The 19,456-nt window shown below is 70.4% G+C and carries 16 protein-coding genes, 2 tRNA genes and 1 pseudogene; 8 read left to right on the top strand and 11 right to left on the bottom strand.

Features of this window, described 5'->3' with window-relative positions; translation table 11 throughout:
• Positions 1 to 131: 131 nt before the first annotated feature.
• Both tig and ACIBJB_RS04445 read right to left on the bottom strand, forming a co-directional pair.
• A complete protein-coding gene (tig, locus tag ACIBJB_RS04440; protein WP_398926350.1) occupies positions 132 to 1,520 on the bottom strand; it encodes a trigger factor in 1,389 nt (462 codons plus the stop codon).
• A 195-nt stretch (positions 1,521 to 1,715) separates the two neighbouring features.
• A tRNA-Pro gene (locus ACIBJB_RS04445) sits at positions 1,716 to 1,792 on the bottom strand.
• Between the two features lie 858 nt (positions 1,793 to 2,650).
• Between ACIBJB_RS04445 and ACIBJB_RS04450 the strand changes: the two genes are divergently transcribed.
• Positions 2,651 to 2,724 (top strand) — tRNA-Gly (locus tag ACIBJB_RS04450).
• A gap of 150 nt (positions 2,725 to 2,874) precedes the next feature.
• On the opposite strand, the gene ACIBJB_RS04455 is transcribed toward ACIBJB_RS04450, so the two are convergent.
• Entirely contained in the window at positions 2,875 to 3,000 is a 126-nt protein-coding gene (locus ACIBJB_RS04455) for a hypothetical protein (protein ID WP_398926352.1), read from the bottom strand.
• Between the two features lie 478 nt (positions 3,001 to 3,478).
• Here ACIBJB_RS04455 and ACIBJB_RS04460 point away from each other — a divergent pair, with 478 nt between their 5' ends.
• A complete protein-coding gene (locus ACIBJB_RS04460) occupies positions 3,479 to 3,799 on the top strand; it encodes a DUF6083 domain-containing protein (RefSeq protein ID WP_398926842.1) in 321 nt (106 codons plus the stop codon).
• Between the two features lie 18 nt (positions 3,800 to 3,817).
• Here the strand turns inward: ACIBJB_RS04460 and ACIBJB_RS04465 are convergent, their stop codons facing one another.
• Together ACIBJB_RS04465 and ACIBJB_RS04470 are read right to left on the bottom strand one after the other, a co-directional pair.
• A complete protein-coding gene (locus ACIBJB_RS04465) occupies positions 3,818 to 4,228 on the bottom strand; it encodes a hypothetical protein (RefSeq protein ID WP_398926353.1) in 411 nt (136 codons plus the stop codon).
• 31 nt (positions 4,229 to 4,259) lie between these two features.
• Complete coding sequence (locus ACIBJB_RS04470) at positions 4,260 to 4,454, bottom strand: hypothetical protein (RefSeq protein WP_020136157.1); 195 nt, start codon at positions 4,452 to 4,454, stop codon at positions 4,260 to 4,262.
• 365 nt (positions 4,455 to 4,819) lie between these two features.
• On the opposite strand from ACIBJB_RS04470, the gene ACIBJB_RS04475 reads away from it, so the two are divergent.
• Positions 4,820 to 5,938 (top strand): acyltransferase family protein, encoded by a 1,119-nt coding sequence (locus ACIBJB_RS04475; protein ID WP_398926355.1) that lies wholly within the window; start codon positions 4,820 to 4,822, stop codon positions 5,936 to 5,938.
• On the opposite strand, the gene ACIBJB_RS04480 is transcribed toward ACIBJB_RS04475, so the two are convergent.
• Both ACIBJB_RS04480 and ACIBJB_RS04485 read right to left on the bottom strand, forming a co-directional pair.
• Positions 5,935 to 6,393: an HD domain-containing protein gene (locus tag ACIBJB_RS04480; RefSeq protein WP_398926357.1), complete on the bottom strand. Its 459-nt coding sequence runs from the start codon at positions 6,391 to 6,393 to the stop codon at positions 5,935 to 5,937. The genes ACIBJB_RS04475 and ACIBJB_RS04480 overlap by 4 nt on opposite strands.
• A gap of 173 nt (positions 6,394 to 6,566) precedes the next feature.
• Positions 6,567 to 7,748, bottom strand: coding sequence for a PP2C family protein-serine/threonine phosphatase (locus ACIBJB_RS04485; RefSeq protein WP_398926359.1), 1,182 nt, complete (start codon positions 7,746 to 7,748; stop codon positions 6,567 to 6,569).
• 168 nt (positions 7,749 to 7,916) lie between these two features.
• Here ACIBJB_RS04485 and ACIBJB_RS04490 point away from each other — a divergent pair, with 168 nt between their 5' ends.
• Entirely contained in the window at positions 7,917 to 9,146 is a 1,230-nt protein-coding gene (locus tag ACIBJB_RS04490) for a GNAT family N-acetyltransferase (protein ID WP_398926361.1), read from the top strand.
• 41 nt (positions 9,147 to 9,187) lie between these two features.
• Here the strand turns inward: ACIBJB_RS04490 and ACIBJB_RS04495 are convergent, their stop codons facing one another.
• Complete coding sequence (locus ACIBJB_RS04495) at positions 9,188 to 9,997, bottom strand: Fpg/Nei family DNA glycosylase (RefSeq protein WP_398926363.1); 810 nt, start codon at positions 9,995 to 9,997, stop codon at positions 9,188 to 9,190.
• Positions 9,998 to 10,194: 197 nt separating this feature from the next.
• Entirely contained in the window at positions 10,195 to 10,680 is a 486-nt protein-coding gene (locus ACIBJB_RS04500; protein WP_398926365.1) for a ribose-5-phosphate isomerase, read from the bottom strand.
• 205 nt (positions 10,681 to 10,885) lie between these two features.
• Here ACIBJB_RS04500 and ACIBJB_RS04505 point away from each other — a divergent pair, with 205 nt between their 5' ends.
• Positions 10,886 to 12,298, top strand: coding sequence for an amino acid permease (locus tag ACIBJB_RS04505; protein WP_398926367.1), 1,413 nt, complete (start codon positions 10,886 to 10,888; stop codon positions 12,296 to 12,298).
• Positions 12,299 to 14,875: 2,577 nt separating this feature from the next.
• Here ACIBJB_RS04505 and ACIBJB_RS04510 read toward each other — a convergent pair.
• A pseudogene (locus ACIBJB_RS04510) lies at positions 14,876 to 15,634 on the bottom strand (serine/threonine-protein kinase); the annotation flags it as partial.
• 239 nt (positions 15,635 to 15,873) lie between these two features.
• Between ACIBJB_RS04510 and ACIBJB_RS04515 the strand changes: the two are divergent.
• Together ACIBJB_RS04515 and ACIBJB_RS04520 are read left to right on the top strand one after the other, a co-directional pair.
• Positions 15,874 to 16,602 carry an LPXTG cell wall anchor domain-containing protein gene (locus tag ACIBJB_RS04515; RefSeq protein ID WP_398926844.1) on the top strand — a complete coding sequence of 243 codons (729 nt, stop codon included), beginning with the start codon at positions 15,874 to 15,876 and terminating at the stop codon, positions 16,600 to 16,602.
• Positions 16,603 to 16,820: 218 nt separating this feature from the next.
• Positions 16,821 to 17,114, top strand: a complete 294-nt coding sequence (locus tag ACIBJB_RS04520; protein WP_398926369.1) for a hypothetical protein — start codon at positions 16,821 to 16,823, stop codon at positions 17,112 to 17,114.
• Here the strand turns inward: ACIBJB_RS04520 and ACIBJB_RS04525 are convergent.
• On the bottom strand, positions 17,104 to 17,679 hold the full coding sequence (locus ACIBJB_RS04525) for a biotin transporter BioY (protein ID WP_398926371.1): 576 nt from the start codon (positions 17,677 to 17,679) through the stop codon (positions 17,104 to 17,106). The two genes, ACIBJB_RS04520 and ACIBJB_RS04525, sit on opposite strands and share 11 nt — an antisense overlap.
• A 419-nt stretch (positions 17,680 to 18,098) precedes the next feature.
• Here ACIBJB_RS04525 and ACIBJB_RS04530 point away from each other — a divergent pair, with 419 nt between their 5' ends.
• Positions 18,099 to 19,322: an ROK family protein gene (locus ACIBJB_RS04530; protein WP_398926373.1), complete on the top strand. Its 1,224-nt coding sequence runs from the start codon at positions 18,099 to 18,101 to the stop codon at positions 19,320 to 19,322.
• The last annotated feature ends 134 nt before the right edge of the window (positions 19,323 to 19,456 follow it).

Consider the following 19,456-nt stretch of genomic DNA (forward strand, 5'->3'; position numbering starts at 1 on the left):
GTCCGTGGGCGGCTGCGGGTTCGCGGTGGCCGTTGCCCCTGGGGACGTCTGCCGTCCCGTACGACGGGACGGGCCCCCGGGGAACACAAGTCCCCGGGGGCCCGTCCTACGACCTGCAAGGTGCCGTGGGCTCAGCCCTCGGTCTTCTCCTCGGCCTCGGCCGGGGTGTCCTCGGAGGCGGCGTCGACGGTCTCGGCCGTCTCGTCCTCGTTGTCGTCCAGGTCGACGACCTCGCCGTTGGTGTCCTTGACCGTGGCGGCCTCGACCACGACGGCCAGGGCCTTGCCGCGGGCGACCTCGCCGACGAGGAGCGGGACCTGACCGCCCTCGACGACCGCCTGGGCGAACTGGTCGGGGGACATGCCGGAGGAGGCGGCACGGCGCATGAGGTGCTCGGTGAGCTCCTCCTGGTTGACGTTCAGCTTCTCGCGCTTGACGAGCTCGTCCAGCACGAACTGGGTCTTGATGCCCTTGACCGCGGCTTCCTTGGTCTCGGTGTCGAACTCCTCGGCCGTCTTGCCCTGGATCTCGAGGTACTTCTCGAGGTCGAGGCCCATCTGGCCGAGCTGGTGGTGCTCCAGGTTGTGCTTGCGGGTGTTGATCTCGTCCTCGAGCAGCTTCTCGGGGACGGGCACCTCGACGAGCTCCAGGAGCTTCTCCAGGACGCGCTCCTGGGCCTGGGTGGCCTGGTCGTACTGCTTCATGTTCTCGAGGCGCTTGCGGCTGTCCGCCCTGAGCTCTTCGAGGGTGTCGAACTCGGAGGCGAGCTGCGCGAACTCGTCGTCCAGCTCGGGCAGTTCGCGGGCGGCGACCTGGGTGACCTTGACGGTGACCTCGGCCTCCTTGCCGGCCGCGGAGCCGCCCTTGAGCTCGGAGGTGAAGGTGGCCTCGCCACCGGCCTCCAGGCCCTTCACGGCGTCGTCGATGCCGTCCAGCAGCTCACCGGAGCCGATGGTGTAGGAGACGCCGCTGGCGACGCCGTCCTCCAGCACCTCGCCCTCGACCTTGGCCTCCAGGTCGATGGTGATGACGTCGCCGTCCTCGGCGGCGCGCTCGACCGGGGAGGTCGAGGCGAAGCGCTCACGCAGCTCGGTCACGGCCTTGTCGACGTCCTCGTCGCTGACCTCGACCGCGTCGACCTCGACCTCGATGCCGGAGTAGTCCGGGATCTCGATGGCCGGGCGGACGTCGACCTCCGCGGTGAAGTTCAGCGTCTCGCCGTCCTTCAGCTCGGTGATGTCGACCTCGGGCTGGCCGAGGACGTCGATCTCGGCCTCGTTGACCGCCTCGGTGTAGAACTTCGGAAGCGCGTCGTTGACGGCCTCCTCCAGCACCGCACCGCGGCCGAACCGCTGGTCGATGACGCGCGCCGGGATCTTGCCCTTCCGGAAGCCCTTCACCGTGACCTGCTGGTTGATCTTCTTGTACGCCGCGTCGAGGCTGTCCTTGAGCTCCTCGAAGGGCACCTCGATGCTGAGCCGAACCCGAGTCGGGTTCAGGGTCTCCACGGCGCTCTTCACGGTTCGGTCTCCTTGGGGGCTGACTTCTTGGTTTCTGCCGGAGCCAGAGCGGCTCCGGCGGATTCGCCGCCCGGAGGACTTCCAGTGGAGATCCAGAGGATGAGGCACACGGGCGTGCAGCTTGCATAGTAACGGCAGCGGCGACACGCCCCAAAGGCGATCACTGTGTACGGCCGCGCGAGGTGATCGCGCAGGTGGTCGGGGTGGCGGGATTTGAACCCACGGCCTTCCGCTCCCAAAGCGGACGCGCTACCAAGCTGCGCCACACCCCGTCTGGTGCGACACGTAGGGTACATGCCCGCAGGCAGCGGGGTTGCCGTATTTCGCCGGCGCCGGGCAGAACCACGCCCCGCACCGCTCCCCCGGGGGAGCCTGAAGCAGCCGGCCCCGGCCCGGCCACCACCCGGCCGCGCCGCCCCAAAGCGCCTGCCCACACTCCGACCCGGGCCGTCAAAAGGCGCTTGCCCACACTCCGACACGGACCACACCCGACACGCACCGCGCACCGATGCAACCGGACGCGTACAGCGCGCCTCGGGCGCCCACGCGGTGTCGCGCCGCGCGGCCGATCCGACGCCGGGCGGCCCACTCACGTCCGGCACCGGCCCCCCGCCCCAGACACGCGGCGCACCGCCGCGAACGGACACGCACGGCGAGGCCGGGGCCCCCCACCGGCATCGGAGCGGGAGTGGTCGCCACGCCTCGCCGGCGGCGTGTCGCGGGTCGGCCCGCTCAAGGCTCGGGCGACAGGCTGCGCACGAAGTGCGAGGCGCCTACCGGCAGGGACACACGCGGCGAGCGCCGCCGGCGCGGACCGCGGTGTTCCGCGGTCCATTGCGGTGGCGGCCGTTCCGCGCGGGCGGGCATCGGCAGGGTCGGGACCGCCCGTGCCCGGCCCGGGGCGAGGACGCTCAGGGCGTTCGACGGACACGGTTCCTCAGCACTGGTGTCCGGGCCCGGCGATCCCGTCGCCAGCGGCGCATGACCTCCGCGAGAGCGCCCCTGCGCGCCCCGGTGCACCCTGTGGTGACTCGCGCGGTCGGGGCGGGACGGAAGGGGTGTGCGACGAGGGGTGACGACCCGGTACGATGCTTTCGTGCCGTCGGTCACCGGACCGCGGCGCGTGCTGTGCGGGCGTAGCTCAATGGTAGAGCCCTAGTCTTCCAAACTAGCTACGCGGGTTCGATTCCCGTCGCCCGCTCCACACGAATCAGGGCCAGGTCAGAGGTTCGATCCTCCGCCTGGCCCTGATCGTTTCCGGGAGCTCCGATCAGTCCCCCGTGTCCCCCGCGTACCCCTTCGGCTTTCGATCAGCCGATCAGCCGATCACGGTCGGCGCTCGCGTGTTGGTAGATCAGCGCGTGTTGCCCGTGTGGCGGAGATCGTGGAAGTGCAGGCCCTTGATCCCGGCATCGTCGCAAGCGCCGCGCATCTCCGGGGCGATCGCGGACGGGATCGAGACCGTGTGCTTGCCCGCCACACTCCTGGGTGCTTGATCTCGCGCTGCCCGTTGTTCAGTTCGGCGACCGCCCGGCGTACGCGCACGGCGCCATGGTCGAGATCGATGTCGCGGCGGTGCAGGCCGACCAGCTCGCCCCAGCGCAGACCAGGGCTCGCTCCGCTCGCGGCCGTCGTACTCCGGTGCACCAGGTCAACGACGCTTTGTGTTCCCGATGGGGCCGGATCGCGGCGGCGGTTCCTCGCGGACAGGGCCCCGGCTCAGGGCGAATTCCAGGGGCCCTTCTGCATGTCTGATTGGTGCGCCGAATGAGGCCAAATCGCGACCTATTGGGATCCGGTCAGATTCGCTCACACTCGAACACATGGGGGCGACAAGGGATCGTGAGCGGTACTTGTGCCATCGCTGCGGGGAGGCGAGCCCCACCGTGCGCGACCGCGGGCGGATCAGCCTCATGAGCAGACTCTGCGAGGCATGCTGGAACGTCTTCGCCAACGAGATGGCCGAAGCCGATGGAGCTACAGCCGCACCGAGGCCGGAGCCCGACCCCGACAACGTGTCATGGATCGAGCCACCTGTTTGCCCCAAGTGCGGGGCGTTGGTCCGCATATACCCGACCAACTACGACCGTTGGGTCAGCCTCGCCGCAGTGGAACTCCCCGCCAAAGACGTACCAGAGCCCTTCAGGTGGCGTTTGACGAGGCTCCCGGATCCATCCCGCCTCACCACCGACATCGTGGCCGTGCGGGTCCGGGGAGTCGATCCACTGCCCAGCGAGCCTGTCGTGCCGGCACATCGCATGATGTGCGTCCCGGACTAGGTGCGCCCTGGTCCCGCATCAGGCAACGTTCGCCCCGTTGTGGAACCAAGCGAACACGGCCGCGCCAACGGGTGTCCCGACAAGGAAGCCCGTGAACAAACCGAGGTTGTGATCAGCCACCACCGGAAAGGCCCAGTCCGCTGTTGCAGCAACGAGCAACCCCACCGTCGTCAACGCGAGCAGAGCGCCGGCGGCAGCGAGCCGACGCGGTGGCCCTTCGCGGTACAGATCACCCGCAGGCTTCGCCGCGAACAGGGCGGTCATGAGCGCGATGAACTGGGAATCGGGTAGCCATCCGAATGGCCACGCCACCAGGGCGACAACCCCGCAGGAGGCGAGGCCGACGAGTTGCATCAACACGGTGGACCGCACCAGGTCCGGCGCCCCGTGCCGGATCGAGCCGGTCCCGGTGTCCTTCTCATCGGTCACGCTGGAAGAGTAGCCGTCATCAGGGTCCTGGCTAGAACTGGATCGAGTTGATGGTGTCCGCTATCGAGTCCAGGAAGCGTTGGATGTCGTCGGCCATGCCGGTCGAGGCGAGGAAGAAGCCGAAGAGCACCGCGACTATGGCGGGGCCGGCCTTGATGGATCCTCCCCGCATCAACACCACCAGGATGATCCCCAACAGCAGCACCACTGACAGCGAAATGGCCACAACTCATCACACCCTCGGTCGGTCCCGCTCTCCCGGCCCGGGGACGCGACCCCGCGACCCCCGCCAGAACCATCGTGCCACCAACGCGGCCCGCATATGCGGCCGCTGAGGCAACGTTTGGGCATGTCGATACACGCTTCGCACCCCCTGGCCGGTTCCTTTCGGTGTTCACCCACCGCGTCCGCACATCCCGTTCGCAGGGAATTCGAATGGTCGACACAGACCTGCGAAGACCATCGTTATGCGGCATTTCAGGTGGATGAATCCTGACAATTCACGCCTGTTGAAGTCGACTCAGAAGTGAACAACCGGCCACGAGACGACCGGTTTTACGGAAACACACAGCCGAGGCTAGGGTGCCTCAGATGTTTCCAGCCGCCGCCGACGCAGTCCCCCGTCCGCGCTCGCCGCAGGACCCGCCGCCCGCCAAGCAGCGCGACGCCTTCTTCGACAACGCCAAGTACCTGGCGATCGTCCTGGTGGCCGTCGCGCACTCCTGGGAGCCGCTCAAGGGCGACAGCCGGATCCTGGAGGGCGTGTACACGGTCGTGTACTCGTTCCACATGCCGGCGTTCATCCTCATCTCCGGCTTCTTCTCCCGCAGTTTCGACATGCGCCCGGACCGGCTGCGGCGGCTGATCACCGGCGTCGCCGTGCCGTACGTCCTCTTCGAGACGGCGTACTCCCTCTTCAAGCGCTACGCCGACCACGATCCGGGCATGGACATCAGCCTCCTGGACCCGTGGTTCCTGACCTGGTTCCTGGTGGCGCTGTTCATCTGGCGGCTGACCACGCCGATCTGGAAGCTGGTGCGGTGGCCGCTGCCGCTCGCCCTCGGCATCGCGATGCTGGCGTCCGTGACCCCGGACATCGGCGACGACCTGGACCTCCAGAGGGTGCTGCAGTTCCTGCCGTACTTCGTGCTGGGCCTGGTCATGAAGCCCGAGCACTTCCGTATGGTGCGGCGCCGTTCGATGCGGATCGCGGCGGTGCCGGTGTTCGCGGCCGCCCTCGCCGTCGGCTGGTGGGCGGTGCCGCGGATGAACACCGAGTGGTTCTACCACCGCAACGCCGTCCAGGAGATGGGCGCGCCCTGGTGGACGGGACCGGTCATGGTGCTGGCCATGTTCGGCAGTTCGCTGCTGCTGACGGCCTGTTTCTTCGCCTGGGTGCCGGGCCGGCGGATGTGGTTCACCGCGCTCGGCGCGGGCACGCTGTACGGCTATCTGCTGCACGGCTTCCTGATCAAGGGCGCGGGTTTCGCGGGCTGGTTCGACCACGCCTGGCTGCACCGGCCGCTCGGCGAGCTCTTCGTGAGCGCCGTGGCCGCGATCGCCGTCACCCTGCTGTGCACCTCGCCGGTGCGCCGGGTCTTCCGGTTCGCGATGGAGCCCGACATGAACTGGGCGTTCAAGAAGGACGCCACCGACGTGGCCCCGGTTCGCGAACGGGCGGCGGCTCCTCGCGAGAAGGTCGACGCCTAGCCGGACCCCCGGCTCAGACCGAGAAGCGCGCGCATCCTCGCGTACTTCTCGGTCAGTCGTTTCCGCGTCGGCTCGTCCAGGACCGCCAGGCGCGCCGGGTTCGCGTTGTGCGCCAGGTCGGCCTCCTTCACCAGCAGCGCGCCCGGGGTCTCCAGGATGCGCCGGGCGTACGCCTCGGGCGGCTCCCCGGCCCGCTTGGTGACGGCGAGGACGATGTCCTTCGTACGGCGGCTCAGGGCGGCCTGGTCGAGCCAGTGCGCGGAGAGCGCGTCGTCCTCGACGGAGTCGTGCAGCCAGGCCGCCGCGATCTGCTCGTCGTCGCCGCCACGCGCGCGGACGCCCTCGGCGACGGCCCGCAGGTGTTCGGCGTAGGGCCGTCCCGCCTTGTCGGTCTGGCCCTCGTGTGCGGCGCGGGCGAGGGTCTCGACTTCGGCCAGGGTCAACTCGTCGGTCATTCCTCCAGTGTGTCGCGTCGCAGCGCCGCGCGGGCCGGGAGGCGGCCGCGGTGAGACCGGGCACGATGGTCGTGCCGGGGACGGTCATCACCAGACGGTGCCCAGTCCCCGAGGGCCCGCCGCGCTGGTGGCGGGCGGGAGTGAACCCCACCAACCCCACCCCGGGGCCCTGGTCAGCGCGGCACGGCCTGGGCCGTAGGCCCTTCCCGGCAGATCAGCAGCAGCGCGCGGTCGTCGTTGACGTCCTTCGCGACCGCCTCGATCAGGTGCCACGCGGCACCGTGGAAGCCGCCCGCCACATAACGGTCGGCCTCGCCCGTCAGGCGGTCGATGCCCTCCACTATGTCCCGGTCCGACGTCTCGACCAGACCGTCGGTGAAGAGCATCAACACGTCACCGGGCCGGAGCGAGCCCTTCACCGGGTCGAACTGGGCGCCGTCGTAGACCCCGAGGAGCGGGCCCTCCGCGGCCTTCTCCTCCCACCGGCCGCTGCCCGCGCTGAGCTGCAGTCCCGGCGGATGACCGGCCGAGTAGAGCTCGTAGTCGCCGGAGTCGAGGTCGAGGACCAGGTGGATCGAGGTCGCGAAACCCTCGTCCCAGTCCTGGCGGAGCAGATAGCCGTTCGCGGCGGGCAGGAAGGCATGCGGGGGCAGCGAACCCAGCAGGCCGCCGAACGCCCCCGACAGCAGCAGCGCACGCGACCCCGCGTCCATGCCCTTCCCGGAGACGTCCGTCAGGACGACCTCCATCGTCCGGCCGCCGTTGGTACGGGCCGCGACAACGAAGTCACCGGAGAACGACTGCCCGCCCGCGGGACGCAGCGCCATCTCCCGGTGCCAGCCCTGCGGCAGATGCGGCAGCTTGCTCTGTACGCGGATGCGTTCCCGCAGGTCGAACAGCATGGTGCCGCCGCGCCGCCAGGGCACACCGACCCGGCTGCGGAACTGGGCGATCAACAGGCCGAAGAAACCACAGGCGGCCACGACCAGGACCACGCCCGGGGTGACCCGGGACGGTCCCTCGGTGTACGGCCCCAGCCGCACCGACTCCACGATCAGGGCCGTCGCCGCCGCCGCGTAGAGGCCGAGCAGGCTCGCCGGGCGCAGCAGCAGTCCGCCGGCGACGATCGGCAGGACCAGCGCGGCCGGTGAGCACCACACCGAGTTCATCAAAGTAATGGCCGCGATCACCGGGACGGTCAGGAGCAGACCGGCCAGCGCGACCCAGTCCGAGCCGTCGCCGCGGAAGTAGTCCACGGCACTTCTGCGCAGGCCGACGCGGACCCGGTGCCACTGCATCCTCAACCGGGCCGTGAACGTCTCGGCTTCCGCGCGCCGCTGTCGTCCTGCTGCCATTAGTTCGGGACCTTATCCGTCGAACCCCCTGCTTGGCACAGGAGGTACGACTTGTCCCCCGTGCGAGGTTCAACTTCACAGTCTCCGTGGGGCCGTGCACGCCCGGCCGGCGACGGGTCCCGGGGAAAATCCCTCGCTCGTCCCGCAATGCCCTGGTAGGCATGGTTCATGGGGACTGACTTGCGGGTGCTTCGGCGGGACGAATGGGACGAGTGGTACGGCAACCTGATCCGCGCCTTCGGCGGGGTCCCGGAGTCGGCCGAGGAGCGGGAGCTGTGGCGTGAGCTCACCGAGCACGACCGCTCCATCGGCGCCTGGGACGGCGAGCGGTGTGTGGGCACGGCGGGGGCGTTCGCCTTCCGGATGACCGTGCCGGGCGGTGCCTCCGTGGCCGCCGCCGGCGTCACCATGGTCGGTGTGGCGGGCACGCACCGGCGGCGCGGGGTGCTGACCTCGATGATGCGCCGCCAGCTGGACGACGTGCGGTCCTGGGGCGAGCCGCTGGCCGTGCTCACGGCCTCCGAGCCGGTGATCTACGGCCGGTTCGGGTACGGCGTCGGCACCTACCACCTCAACGCCGACATCGACACGACCCGGGTACGGCTGTCCCTTCCGCCCGGCGCCGACGACGTACGGCTGCGGTACGCGGCGCCCGCCGACGTGCTCGACGCGTGCGAGGCGGTGTACGCCCGGCTCGTGCCGCGGCGGCCCGGGATGATCGCCCGGGTCCCCGGCTGGGAGCGGCTGTGGCTGCTCGACCCGGAGAGCGACCGGGACGGTGCCTCACCGCTGCAGTGCGTGGTCGCGGAGCGGGACGGGGAGGTCGTCGGGTTCGTGCGGTACCGGGTCAAGGCGGACTGGGAGGCTGCCGGGCCCAAAGGCACGGTGGTGGTCTCCGACCTGGAGGCGCTGGATCCGGCCACGCACGGCGCGCTGTGGCGGTTCCTGTTCGACCTCGACCTCACCTCGCGGCTCGACGTGCGGCGGCGGCCGGTCGACGAGACCTGGCAGTACCTCGTGTCCGACGTCCGGCGCTGTTCGCTGCTGGTGCGGGACGCGCTGCATGTGCGCCTTGTGGACGTCGGGGCCGCGCTGGAGGCGCGGACGTATCAGACGCCGGTGGACGTGGTGTTGGAGGTCGAGGACTCCTTCTGCCCCTGGAACTCCGGGCGTTGGCGGCTCAGCGGGGACGCGAAGGGCGCGTCGTGCGACCGTACGACGGACTCGGCCGATCTCGCCCTGTCTGTACGGGAGTTGGCGGCGGCCTATCTCGGCGGCGTGAGCCTCGCCTCGCTGGCGGGGGCCGGGCTGGTGCGGGAGATACGGCAGGGGGCGCTGGCCGAGGCGGCGGTGGGGTTCGGGTCGGCGGTGGCGCCCTGGCTGCCGCACGGGTTCTAGGGCGGCCCTGCCTTCAGGGTCTCGCCGTCAGAGTCCCGCCTTCAGGGTTTCTGGCAGGTCGGGCACCAGAAGAGGTTGCGGGCGGCGAGATCGGCGGTGCGGATCTCGCCGCCACAGATGTGACAGGGCAGGTTGGCCCTGCGGTACACGTAGACCTCGCCGCCGTGGTCGTCGACGCGGGGCGGGCGGCCCATCGCCTCCGGGGTGTGCTCCGGGCGGACGGTGTCGATGCGGTTGTTCCGTACGCCCTCCCGCATGAGCTCGACGAGGTCTCGCCAGATCGCGTCCCACTCGGCGGGCGTGATGTCCTTGCCCGCGCGGTAGGGGTCGACGCGGTGCCGGAAGAGGACCTCCGCCCGGTAGACATTGCCTACGCCCGCGATGACCTTCTGGTCCATCAGGAGGGCCGCGATCGTCGTACGGCTGCGGGAGATCCGCTGGTACGCGGTCCGCGGGTCGGCGTCCTCGCGGAGGGGGTCCGGGCCGAGACGGTCGTGTATCGACTGTTTCTCGGTGGGGGTGATCAGGGCGCAGGTCGTGGGGCCGCGGAGGTCGACGTACGCCGTGGTGTTCGCGAGGCGGAGGCGGACCGTGTCGGTGGGCGGGGGCGCGGGCGTCGCGCCGAAGGTGACCTTGCCGAAGAGGCCGAGGTGGATGTGGACCCAGTCGGTGTCGCGGAAGCCGAGGAAGAGGTGTTTGCCGTGGGCCTCGGTGTGGGTGAGTTCGGAGCCGGTGAGGAGGGCGGCGGCGTCCGAGAACTTGCCCTGGGGGCTGGTGACGCGGGGTTTCGTGCCGGCGAAGGCTTCGGCGTGGTCCTGTGCCAGGCGGTGGATGGTGTGCCCCTCAGGCACGGTGGCTCCTTCTTCGGCTGCAGGTGGGGCGGGCCATGGGTGTTTCGCCCCCGCCGCCCCTACCCGTCCCGTCCTCCAGGGGCTCCGCCCCCGGACCCCCGCTCCTCAAACGCCGGAGGGGCTGGATTTCGCGCAGGTGACCCACGCAGGGGCGCGGGGAACTGCGCGACCAGCCCCCACCGGCCCGCGGCCGACTACTACTGCTGAGGATGGTGGGCCGGGATCGGGGGCAGGTCGCCCGTCGTCTCGTAGTCGGACAGCATGTCGATGCGGCGCTGGTGGCGCTCGTCGCCCGAGAACGGCGTCGCGAGGAAGGTCTCGACGAACTTCGTCGCCTCCTCCGTGGTGTGCATGCGGGCGCCGACCGCGACGACGTTGGCGTTGTTGTGCTGACGGCCCAGCGACGCGGTCTCCTCGCTCCAGGCGAGGGACGCTCGAACACCCTTGACCTTGTTCGCCGCGATCTGCTCGCCGTTGCCGGAGCCGCCGATCACGATGCCGAGGGCGTCGGGGTCGGCAGCCGTGCGCTCGGCGGCGCGGAGGCAGAACGGCGGGTAGTCGTCCTGGGCGTCGTAGATGTGGGGGCCGCAGTCGACCGGATCGTGACCGGCCGCCCTCAGCCAGTCGACGAGGTGGTTCTTGAGTTCGAAGCCCGCATGGTCGGAGCCGAGATACACGCGCATGGGATGAGTGTGACACGGCTGTTTCAGGGCAGCAGCCCCGGGTGTCGACCAGGAAAACCGTGAACCCGACAATGGAAGCTCAAGCAAACCTCAAGTAACAATCTGGATTCAAAGGTTCACGAACTTCTTCGCCTCCGATTCACTGGACCGACCCGTACACCGCTCGTACGGGAACCCCCACACCCGGCACGAAGGAATTCCCCGTATGACTGGTCTCCAGGCCGGACTCAAGAACCGTCACCTCTCGATGATCGCCATCGGCGGTGTCATCGGAGCGGGCCTTTTCGTGGGCTCCAGCTCCGGTATCGCCACCGCAGGACCCGGCATCCTGCTGTCGTACGCGCTCGTCGGCACGCTGGTCGTGCTCGTGATGCGGATGCTCGGTGAGATGTCCGCCGCGAATCCGACCTCCGGTTCCTTCTCGGCACACGCCGACCGGGCGCTCGGGCGCTGGGCCGGTTTCTCCATCGGCTGGCTGTACTGGTTCTTCTGGGTCGTCGTGCTCGCGGTCGAGGCGACCGCCGGCGCCAAGATCCTCGAAGGGTGGATACCCGCCGTACCGCAGTGGGGGTGGGCGCTGATCGTGATGGTGGTGCTGACCGCCACCAACCTCGTCTCCGTCGGGTCCTACGGCGAGTTCGAGTTCTGGTTCGCCGGAATCAAGGTCGTGGCGATCGGGGCGTTCATCGTCATCGGTCTGCTCGCCGTGTTCGGTGTCCTGCCCGGCGTCGACGCCGACCAGGCGGGGCTCTCCAACCTGACGGACCACAGCGGCTTCCTGCCCAACGGGCCCGGCGCCATCCTCACCGGTGTCCTGCTCGTCGTCTTCTCCTTCATGGGCAGCGAGATCGCGACGCTCGCCGCCGGTGAGTCGGAGGACCCGCAGCGGGCCGTGACCAAGTCGACCAACAGCATCATCTGGCGGATCGCGGTCTTCTACCTGGGATCCATCTTCGTCGTCGTCACGCTGATCCCGTGGGACTCCAAGTCCATCCAGGACAACGGCTCCTACGTCGCCGCGCTGGACTCCCTCGGGATCGCGCACGCCGGTCAGATCATGAACTTCATCGTGCTGACCTCGGTGCTGTCGTGTCTCAACTCCGGCCTCTACACGGCCTCCCGGATGGCCTTCTCGCTCGGCGAGCGGGGCGACGCGCCGAAGGCATTCGCGAAGGTCAACGGCAGGGGCGTACCGATGGCGGCGATCCTCGCGTCCGTCGTCTTCGGGTTCGTCGCCGTCTTCTTCAACTACCTCTCCCCCGACAAGATCTTCCTCTTCCTCGTCAACTCCTCGGGTGCGGTGGCCCTGTTCGTGTGGCTGGTCATCTGCTTCTCGCAGCTGCGGATGCGGAAGATCATCCAGGCCGAGGCGCCGGAGAAGCTGGTCGTGAAGATGTGGCTGTACCCGTATCTGACCTGGGCGACGGCCGCGTTGATCGTGTTCGTCCTCGGGTACATGCTGACCGACACGGAGCACGACGGGCGGGAGACCGTGCTGCTGTCACTGCTCGTCGCGGCGGTGGTGCTGGTCATCGCCGTGGTGAAGGAGAAGGTCGGGCGCGGGCGGGTGGGTGCCGCGTCGGCCGGTGAGGTGACGGACAAGGTTTCCGTCAGCTGAACAGGCGAGTGAGCGGGGCCCCGTGGCGTTGTGCCGCGGGGCCCTTCGCATGTGCGTTGCGCTTTGTGCGTGTGCGTGTGCGTGTGCGTGTGCGTGTGCGTCGTGCGTTCACAGGACCGTGAAGCTGTCTTTCACCTTCTCGTACGTCTTGAGGGCCTGCGTCTCGGTGTCCGGCCGGTACCAGGTGTTGATCTGGTACGACTTGTCGCCCACGTTGAAGCCGAGCAGCTGGGCGTGCCAGGGGGTGCCGCCGAGGGTGAAGGTGTACTCCCACACGACCGCGGGGTGATCGCGGAAGGTCGTCTCCTCCAGGCGGATCTTGGCGTAGTCCTGGCCCTGGTGGGCGTTCTGCTCGGAGGTCCTCCAGGTCTCCATCAAGTCGCCTCGGGCGAGGGAGGACTTGGCCGCGAGCTCCTGCTTTCCGTCCGGCGAGGTGTAGTGGACCTCCGCCCCGGTCTTCACGTCCCGCCGCCAGCCGGTGGGGGTCGCCCACGCGAACCCACCGGCCTCCTCGTGTGCGCCGGGCGGGAGCGAACGGGGGCGTGAGGTGCCCTCGACGGTGGAGGACGGGGTGCCGGCGGGGGTGGAGGCGCCGGATTCCGGGGCGGAGACGGAAGCGGAGCCCGAGGCGGACGGGGAGCCGCCCGCCTTGTCGTCACCGGGCGAGCCTGAGCTGGTGGCGAGGATGATCGCGACCACGGCGGCACCCGCGGCGACCATGGATCCGGCGGCGACCAGGGCGGTTCGGCGGCGGCCGCGGTGGCGGGTGGTGGGGTGGGCGGGGCCGGGGGGTTCGCCCGGGGGTATGCGGAGGGGGTGGGGGCCGAGGATCAGGGCTGGGGCGGGGTCGGGATCCTGACCGGAGTGGAGCTGAGGATCGGCGCCGGAGCCAGGGTCGGTGGAGGTGGGGTCGGGACGGTCGGCGCCGCCGGGGTCGGTACGGGGGTTGGCAGCGGGGCCGTCGGTGCCGACGCCGGGACCACGACCGGCCGGGCCAGGGCTGCCGGTGCCTGCCGTGGCGCCCGGGGCTCCCGACCCGGACGTAGGACGGGGACCGGAGTCGGGGCTGGGGTGTTGGTCGGGTACGGCCTGCTTGCCTCGGATCAGGGAGATGCCGGGGCCGACACGGGTCGGGGCGGAGGCCGCGCGCGTGGGGGTGTCCCGTGTCGGTGCGTCCGGCATCGGGAAGTGCTCCGTGGGGGCGCCCGCCGACAGGGAGTCCTGCGTGGGGGCGCTGGCAAGGGGCGTACTGGCCGTGGGGGCACCCGCCCGCAGTGCCGCTCCCACCGCGCTCCCGGACGGCGTCTCCGACCGGACCTCCGAACGCTCCTCGGAGGCGGCCTCGCTGGAGGCACTGGCGACGCGGTCGGTCGAGAACGGCTCGGCAGGGGTGGGGGGTTCGGGCTCCGCGGCCACGACCTCGGCAACCGCCGGGAAACCGTCCGCCGACGCGCCCGAGAGGGCAAGCCCTGGTGGCAGTACGGCCGCCCCGGCAACGTCGGCGACGGACTGAGCCCCCTCCGACGGCGGGCCCGAGCCCTCGTCACCGGCCCCACCCGAGAGGGCAAACCCTGGCGGCAGTACGGCCGCCCCGGCAACATCGGCAACGGACTGAGCCCCCTCCGGCAGCGGGCCCGAGCCCTCGTGACCGCCCCCACCCGACGGGACAAACCCTGGCGGCACGGCATCCGACGGCTCCACAACGGCCGGCTCCCGTACCGATTCGCCTACGGCCGACCCGGCAACCTCCGTAACGGGCTCAGCCCCGACCGGCGGCGAGCCCGAACCCGCGTCATCAGCCGCGCCCGAGAGGGCATGCCCGACAGGCACGGCATCTGACGGTTCCGCAACAGCAGGCTCACGTACGGCCGCCTCGGGCCCCGTCTGCGGCTGCGGCACCCGCGGATCCCGCACAGCCCGAACTCGCTCCGCCACCGGCGCCGTCTCCGACGTCTGCGCCCCGTCATCGTGGCCGGGCCTCGCCGCCTGCACAGAAGGGTCCGCCCGTCCTCCATCCGACGCCGGCGCAGGCTCCCCTCGGCCCAAACCTGGCGCCCTCGCAGAGTCCACCCCACCTGCACCCGGCGCCGGTGCAGAGTCCACCCACCCCGGGCCTCCCGGCCGACGCTCCGGCTCCTCCTCTTCTCTGGCCACTGGCCCGCGCCCGACCCCGACCCCGTCATCCCGCCCGGCCCCCGCCGCCCGCACAGGGTCCGCCCCTCCTCCATCCGACGCCCGCGCGGAATCCCCTCGGCCCTCACCTAGCACCCGCGCAGGGTCCACCTGCCCCGGGCCTCCCGGCCGACGCTCACGGTCCCCCTCTCCCCCGGCCACTGGCCCGCGCCCGGGCCCGTCATCCCGCATCCCGGGCCCCGCCGCCCGCGCAGGGTCCACCCCACCCACGTCCGGCGCCCGCGCGGAGTCCACCCGTTCCGGGCCTCCCGGCCGGGGGTCCGGGTCCCCCTCTTCTCCGGCCGCCGGCCCCCGCGCGGCCCCGGCCTCGCGTCCGCGCCGATCAGCCGGTTCCGGCGTCCCGGCGTCGTCTCCTGACCCCATCCTCAGAGTCGGCGTGGGCGCGGGGAACGCGACCGTGTGCAGGGCCGACTCCACGTCGTCCAGGGTCGGGCGTATCGAGGGGTCCTTCTCCAGCAGGGCCGCCAGGATGTCGGTCAACGGTCCTGCCGCGGCGGGGAGTTCCGGCTCCTCGTAGAGGACCGCGTGCAGCGTGGCCAGGGTGGTGTCGCGGGAGAACGGGGAGCGGCCGCCCAGGGCCGCGCACAGCGTCGCTCCCAGGGACCAGATGTCCGACGGCGGCCCCTGGGGGCGGCCGGAGACCCGCTCGGGGGCCATGTAGTCGGGGGAGCCAACGAGCATGCCGACCATGGTGAGCGCCTTGGCGTCCTGCATCGCGGCGATGCCGAAGTCCGTCAGCACGATCCGGTGCCCGGCGCGGTCGGCGGACTCCACCAGGACGTTCCCGGGTTTGATGTCCCGGTGCAGGACGCCCCGGGCGTGGACCTGGCGGAGGGCCTGCACCAATCCGAGGCCCAGGAGTGCCGTGGCGCGCGGAGCCAGCGGACCGTCCTCCGCCAGCATCCGTTCGAGGGAGCGTCCGGCCACCAACTCCATGACGATCCACAGGCGTTCGCCCTCGTCCACGACGTCGTAGACCCGTACGACGTTCGGGTGGTCGATCCGGGCCGTGGCCCTGGCCTCGCGCAGGGTCCGTTCACGGCGGGTGCGGGTGTCCTCCGCGTCGAGGCCGTCGATCCGCATCTCCTTGACCGCGACCTGCCGGTCGAGCATTTCGTCGGCGGCCCGCCACACCCGCCCCATTCCCCCCTGACCGATGCTCTCGACCAGGCGATAGCGTCCAGTCACCAGGAGCCCTGGAACTCCGCCACGCCTCGCATTTCCCGTGTCTCCCGTATTCCCCGGCAATCCGCTGCACCCCCTCAACGATGCCCCGACTGGAACACAATGGTCACACTTCGCGCCGTACCAGCATAGTGCGGAGAAATCTTGTGGTACCTCTTCAAGTACTGCGAATTCAGGCGCAGCCAAGGGGGACGAACATGAGTTCTCGTCGTATGACGACCATTGCCGGATCGCTGGTCACGGCAGCTTTCTCGGCGGTGATGATCTTTTCCGTCACCGCGAGCGCGGACGAGGGACCCGCAAGCAGTAAGGGGGGAAAGGCCGTTGACGAGGCGCCGGCGGGCGTGGAGCTGACGACGACACTGCCTGGGACGATCTCCGTCGACAACAGCTCGCAGAAGACCGACCTCACGGCCACCGTGAAGAACGACGGGAGCAAGGACAGCGGAAAGATCAGGCTTTTGGTCGTCGGATTCGACGGCATGACGGTCAAAAACGTTCAAGGCTGCTCTCCGATGGAAGAAAAGGATCTGCCGGAGGGCTCGAACAGCGGTTTTGTCTGCCCCGTCGACAATCTCGCGGCCGGTAAGTCGAAGTCGTATGCGGTCGACGCGACATTCGATCTCAAGAAGACCGGAAAGATCTGTCTGCCGGTGCAGACCGGCGACGGAAAGAAGACGTTCTGGCAGCAGGGTCCGGTTCCCTTCGGTACGACGAACCCGTCGCCGAACGCCCCGGCCACCCCGCTGCTGCTGGGCACCGACAACAAGCCGGTGGCACCCGGCGGCGACGCGGCGGGCGAGCTGCCCAAGACCGGTGTCGGGCGGGACCTGCTGCCGCTCGGGGCCGCGGGCGCCTCGCTGATGGCGGCGGGCGTGGCCGGGCTGTGGTGGTCGCAGCGGCGGCCGCAGCGCCCCACCTGCTGACCCGGAGCGCCACACCGATGGAGGCATAACCTGACGGAAGGTGTCAGGTTATGCCTCCAGCATGTCCGGCATGAACACCTCGACCGACGACGAAGTCAGCAGCTTCCAGACCGGGTTCGCCCTGCGCCCCGACCTCGTGTTCCCCGTCCGCTCCGCGGACGACGTGGTCACCGCCGTGCGTCACACGGCCGACGCGCGGCTGGATGTGGAGCGGGCCGGTGAGCTGCTACAACGGACCGGGCCCGCGGTCGGCGCCGAACTCGGTGCCGTACCGCGAAGGGCGTTTTCTGCTACGGCTGTTGACCGGCGGCGGGCGTCATCGGGCGCGCGAGCTGCTGGACCCGGCCTTCCGGCTGCTCGAGGCCACCGCCCTCGGCCGTTCCGTCAACTTCGTCTTCGGGGCCGGGAACCGGACCGAGGGCCTGTACGACGCCGAAACGCAAAAGAGGCTCGCCGATTTGGAGTCGCGGTACGACCCGGCGAGCCTCTTCGGGAGGCGTGTCAGCGCTTGACGAGCTTCCAGGCGGTGGGGAGCACGCCCATCGCCAGGGCCGCCTTCAGGGCGTCGCCGAGCAGGAACGGTGTGAGGCCGGCCGCGATGGCGGCGGACAGTGACATGTCGGCGGCGTAGGCGAGGTACGGGACGCCGATCGCGTAGATGATCGCCTCGCCGACCAGCATGGCGCCGGCCGTCCGCCACACGTTCCGGTCGGCACCGCGGCGGGCCAGCGCGCCGACGGCGGCGGAGGCGAGGATCATGCCGAGGATGTAGCCGAAGGAGACGGAGATCCCGGAGGTGCCCTGGGCGAACCACGGGAGACCGGCGAGGCCCGCCAGCGCGTACAGGGCGAGGGAGGCGACACCGCGGCGGGCGCCGAGGGTGGTGCCGACGAGCAGCGCGGCGAAGGTCTGGCCGGTCACCGGCACCGGGGAACCCGGCACGGGGACGGAGAGCTGCGCGGCGAGGCCGGTGAGCGCGGCGCCGCCCACCACGAGCGCGACGTCCCGGACGCGGGAGGCGGGGATCAGGTCGGCGAGGACCTGGCCGGTGCGAAGGGGGGCGACGGCGGTGCTCATGGGGACTCCGCGGGTGTGAACGACAGGGGACACGGTGACGCTATCCCGGCGTCCTCCGGCCGATCACCGTCAACGGTCGACAAAGCCGGGAACGGGGGCTTGGTGGGCTCCGGACAAAGAGTGTCGGTTACACCGGGTTCGGCGTGACGCCTGTCACTGAGGTGAGGTGGCCGGGGCTACAGGGACGCTGTCCACGCCACTGTGGGGAATCTCCAAACGAATCCTAGTGGTCTGGTCGGATTCACCGTTTCTGACCTACCCTGCACTCATGGTCGCCCAGTCCCGGTACTTCTCCTCGCGTCGCCACGTCGATCTGCGACGTGTGGGCACGGCTGTCTGTCGCCGTCCGGTGTGAGGCGGGCTCCGGCGCGCCTCATCCTCCGAGACGTGTCGGCCCCCGTTCCCGAGGACGGTCTTCCATGCCCCGTACCGAGGCACCCCCTGTCACCCCGACTCCCCTGTCCCGGCGCCGGACCAGCGCCAGCGTGGTCCTGCGCTCCGTGCTGGAGCACGGTCCGGTGGCCCGCAGCACCATCTCCCGGCTGACCGGGCTGTCCCCGGCCTCCGTCACCGACTACTGCGCCCGCTTCAGCGAACTCGGCCTGATCCGCGAGTCGGCCGTACCCCGGCGGTCGAACGGCGTGGGGCGGCCCCACGTCCCCGTCGACCTGGACGACTCACGGTTCGTGGTCGGCGGCGTGCACGTGGCCGTGCCGTACACCACGGTCGCGCTGCTCGATCTGCGTGGCCGGGTGCTGGCGCGCCGCGAGCTGAAGCACGAGCACACCGCTCCGGAGCTGGTCTTGGCGCGGGCCGCCGAAGCACTCCGGGCCCTGCTGGACTCCGCCCCCGGCTGCCGGCCGCTCGGCGTCGGCGTGGCCGTCGGCGGCTGGGTGGACCGGGACTCCGGGACCGTCGTCGAGCACCCCCTGCTGGGCTGGCACGAGGTACCGGTACGGGAGGTGCTGGGCGCCCGCACCGGGCTGCCGGTCCATGTGGACGGGCATGCGCGGGCGTTGGTCAACGCGGAGCGGCTGTTCGGGCGGGCGCGCGGCAGCCGGAGCGTGCTGCATCTGTTCGTCGGCAACGTGGTGGACGCGGCGTTCGCCACCAACGACGAGGTGCACCACGGGCCGCGCTCCCAGGCGGGCACCATCGCCCATCTGCCGGTGCCGGGCGGCACCGAGCCCTGCGAGTGCGGCCGGACCGGCTGCCTCCAGGCCGAGTTGAGCGAGCGGACGCTGTGCCGGCGGGCCCGGCGGGCGGGGGTCGTCGAGGGCGACAACCCGATGCATGTGGTCGCGGCGGCGGCCGCGGGCGATCCGGAGGCGGTACGACTGCTGGTGGAGCGTGCGGGTGCCGTCGGACGGGCGGTACGGCTGCTCCTTGACGTGCTGAACCCGGAGACGGTCGTGGTGACCGAGATCGGTGTCATCCACCGGCAGGACTGCCTCGCCGCCCTGCGCGAGGGGGTCGGCAGCGAACGCGCGTCTTCCGTGCTGCCGACGGGTTTCCCGGATTCCGTACTCGCCGTGGCGGGCGGTGCGGTGGCCCTCGACGTGCTCTACCGGGATCCGCTCACCCTCTCCCACCTGAGCGGAATTAATTCAGAAACTCCGAATGTTGACAGGGCCTCCGCATGACCGCGAACATCCTGTTCATGAGCCCGCACCTGTACTGTCGCACCCTTTGTTGCTGACACGCTGCCCCGCGTGACGCGCTCATTTCCCCTGCGCTCGTTCCCTCTGCGTCGACTTTCCTTCTTCGTGCTTTCCCC

It is taken from the genome of Streptomyces sp. NPDC050759 (assembly GCF_044456945.1).
GTDB lineage: Bacteria > Actinomycetota > Actinomycetes > Streptomycetales > Streptomycetaceae > Streptomyces.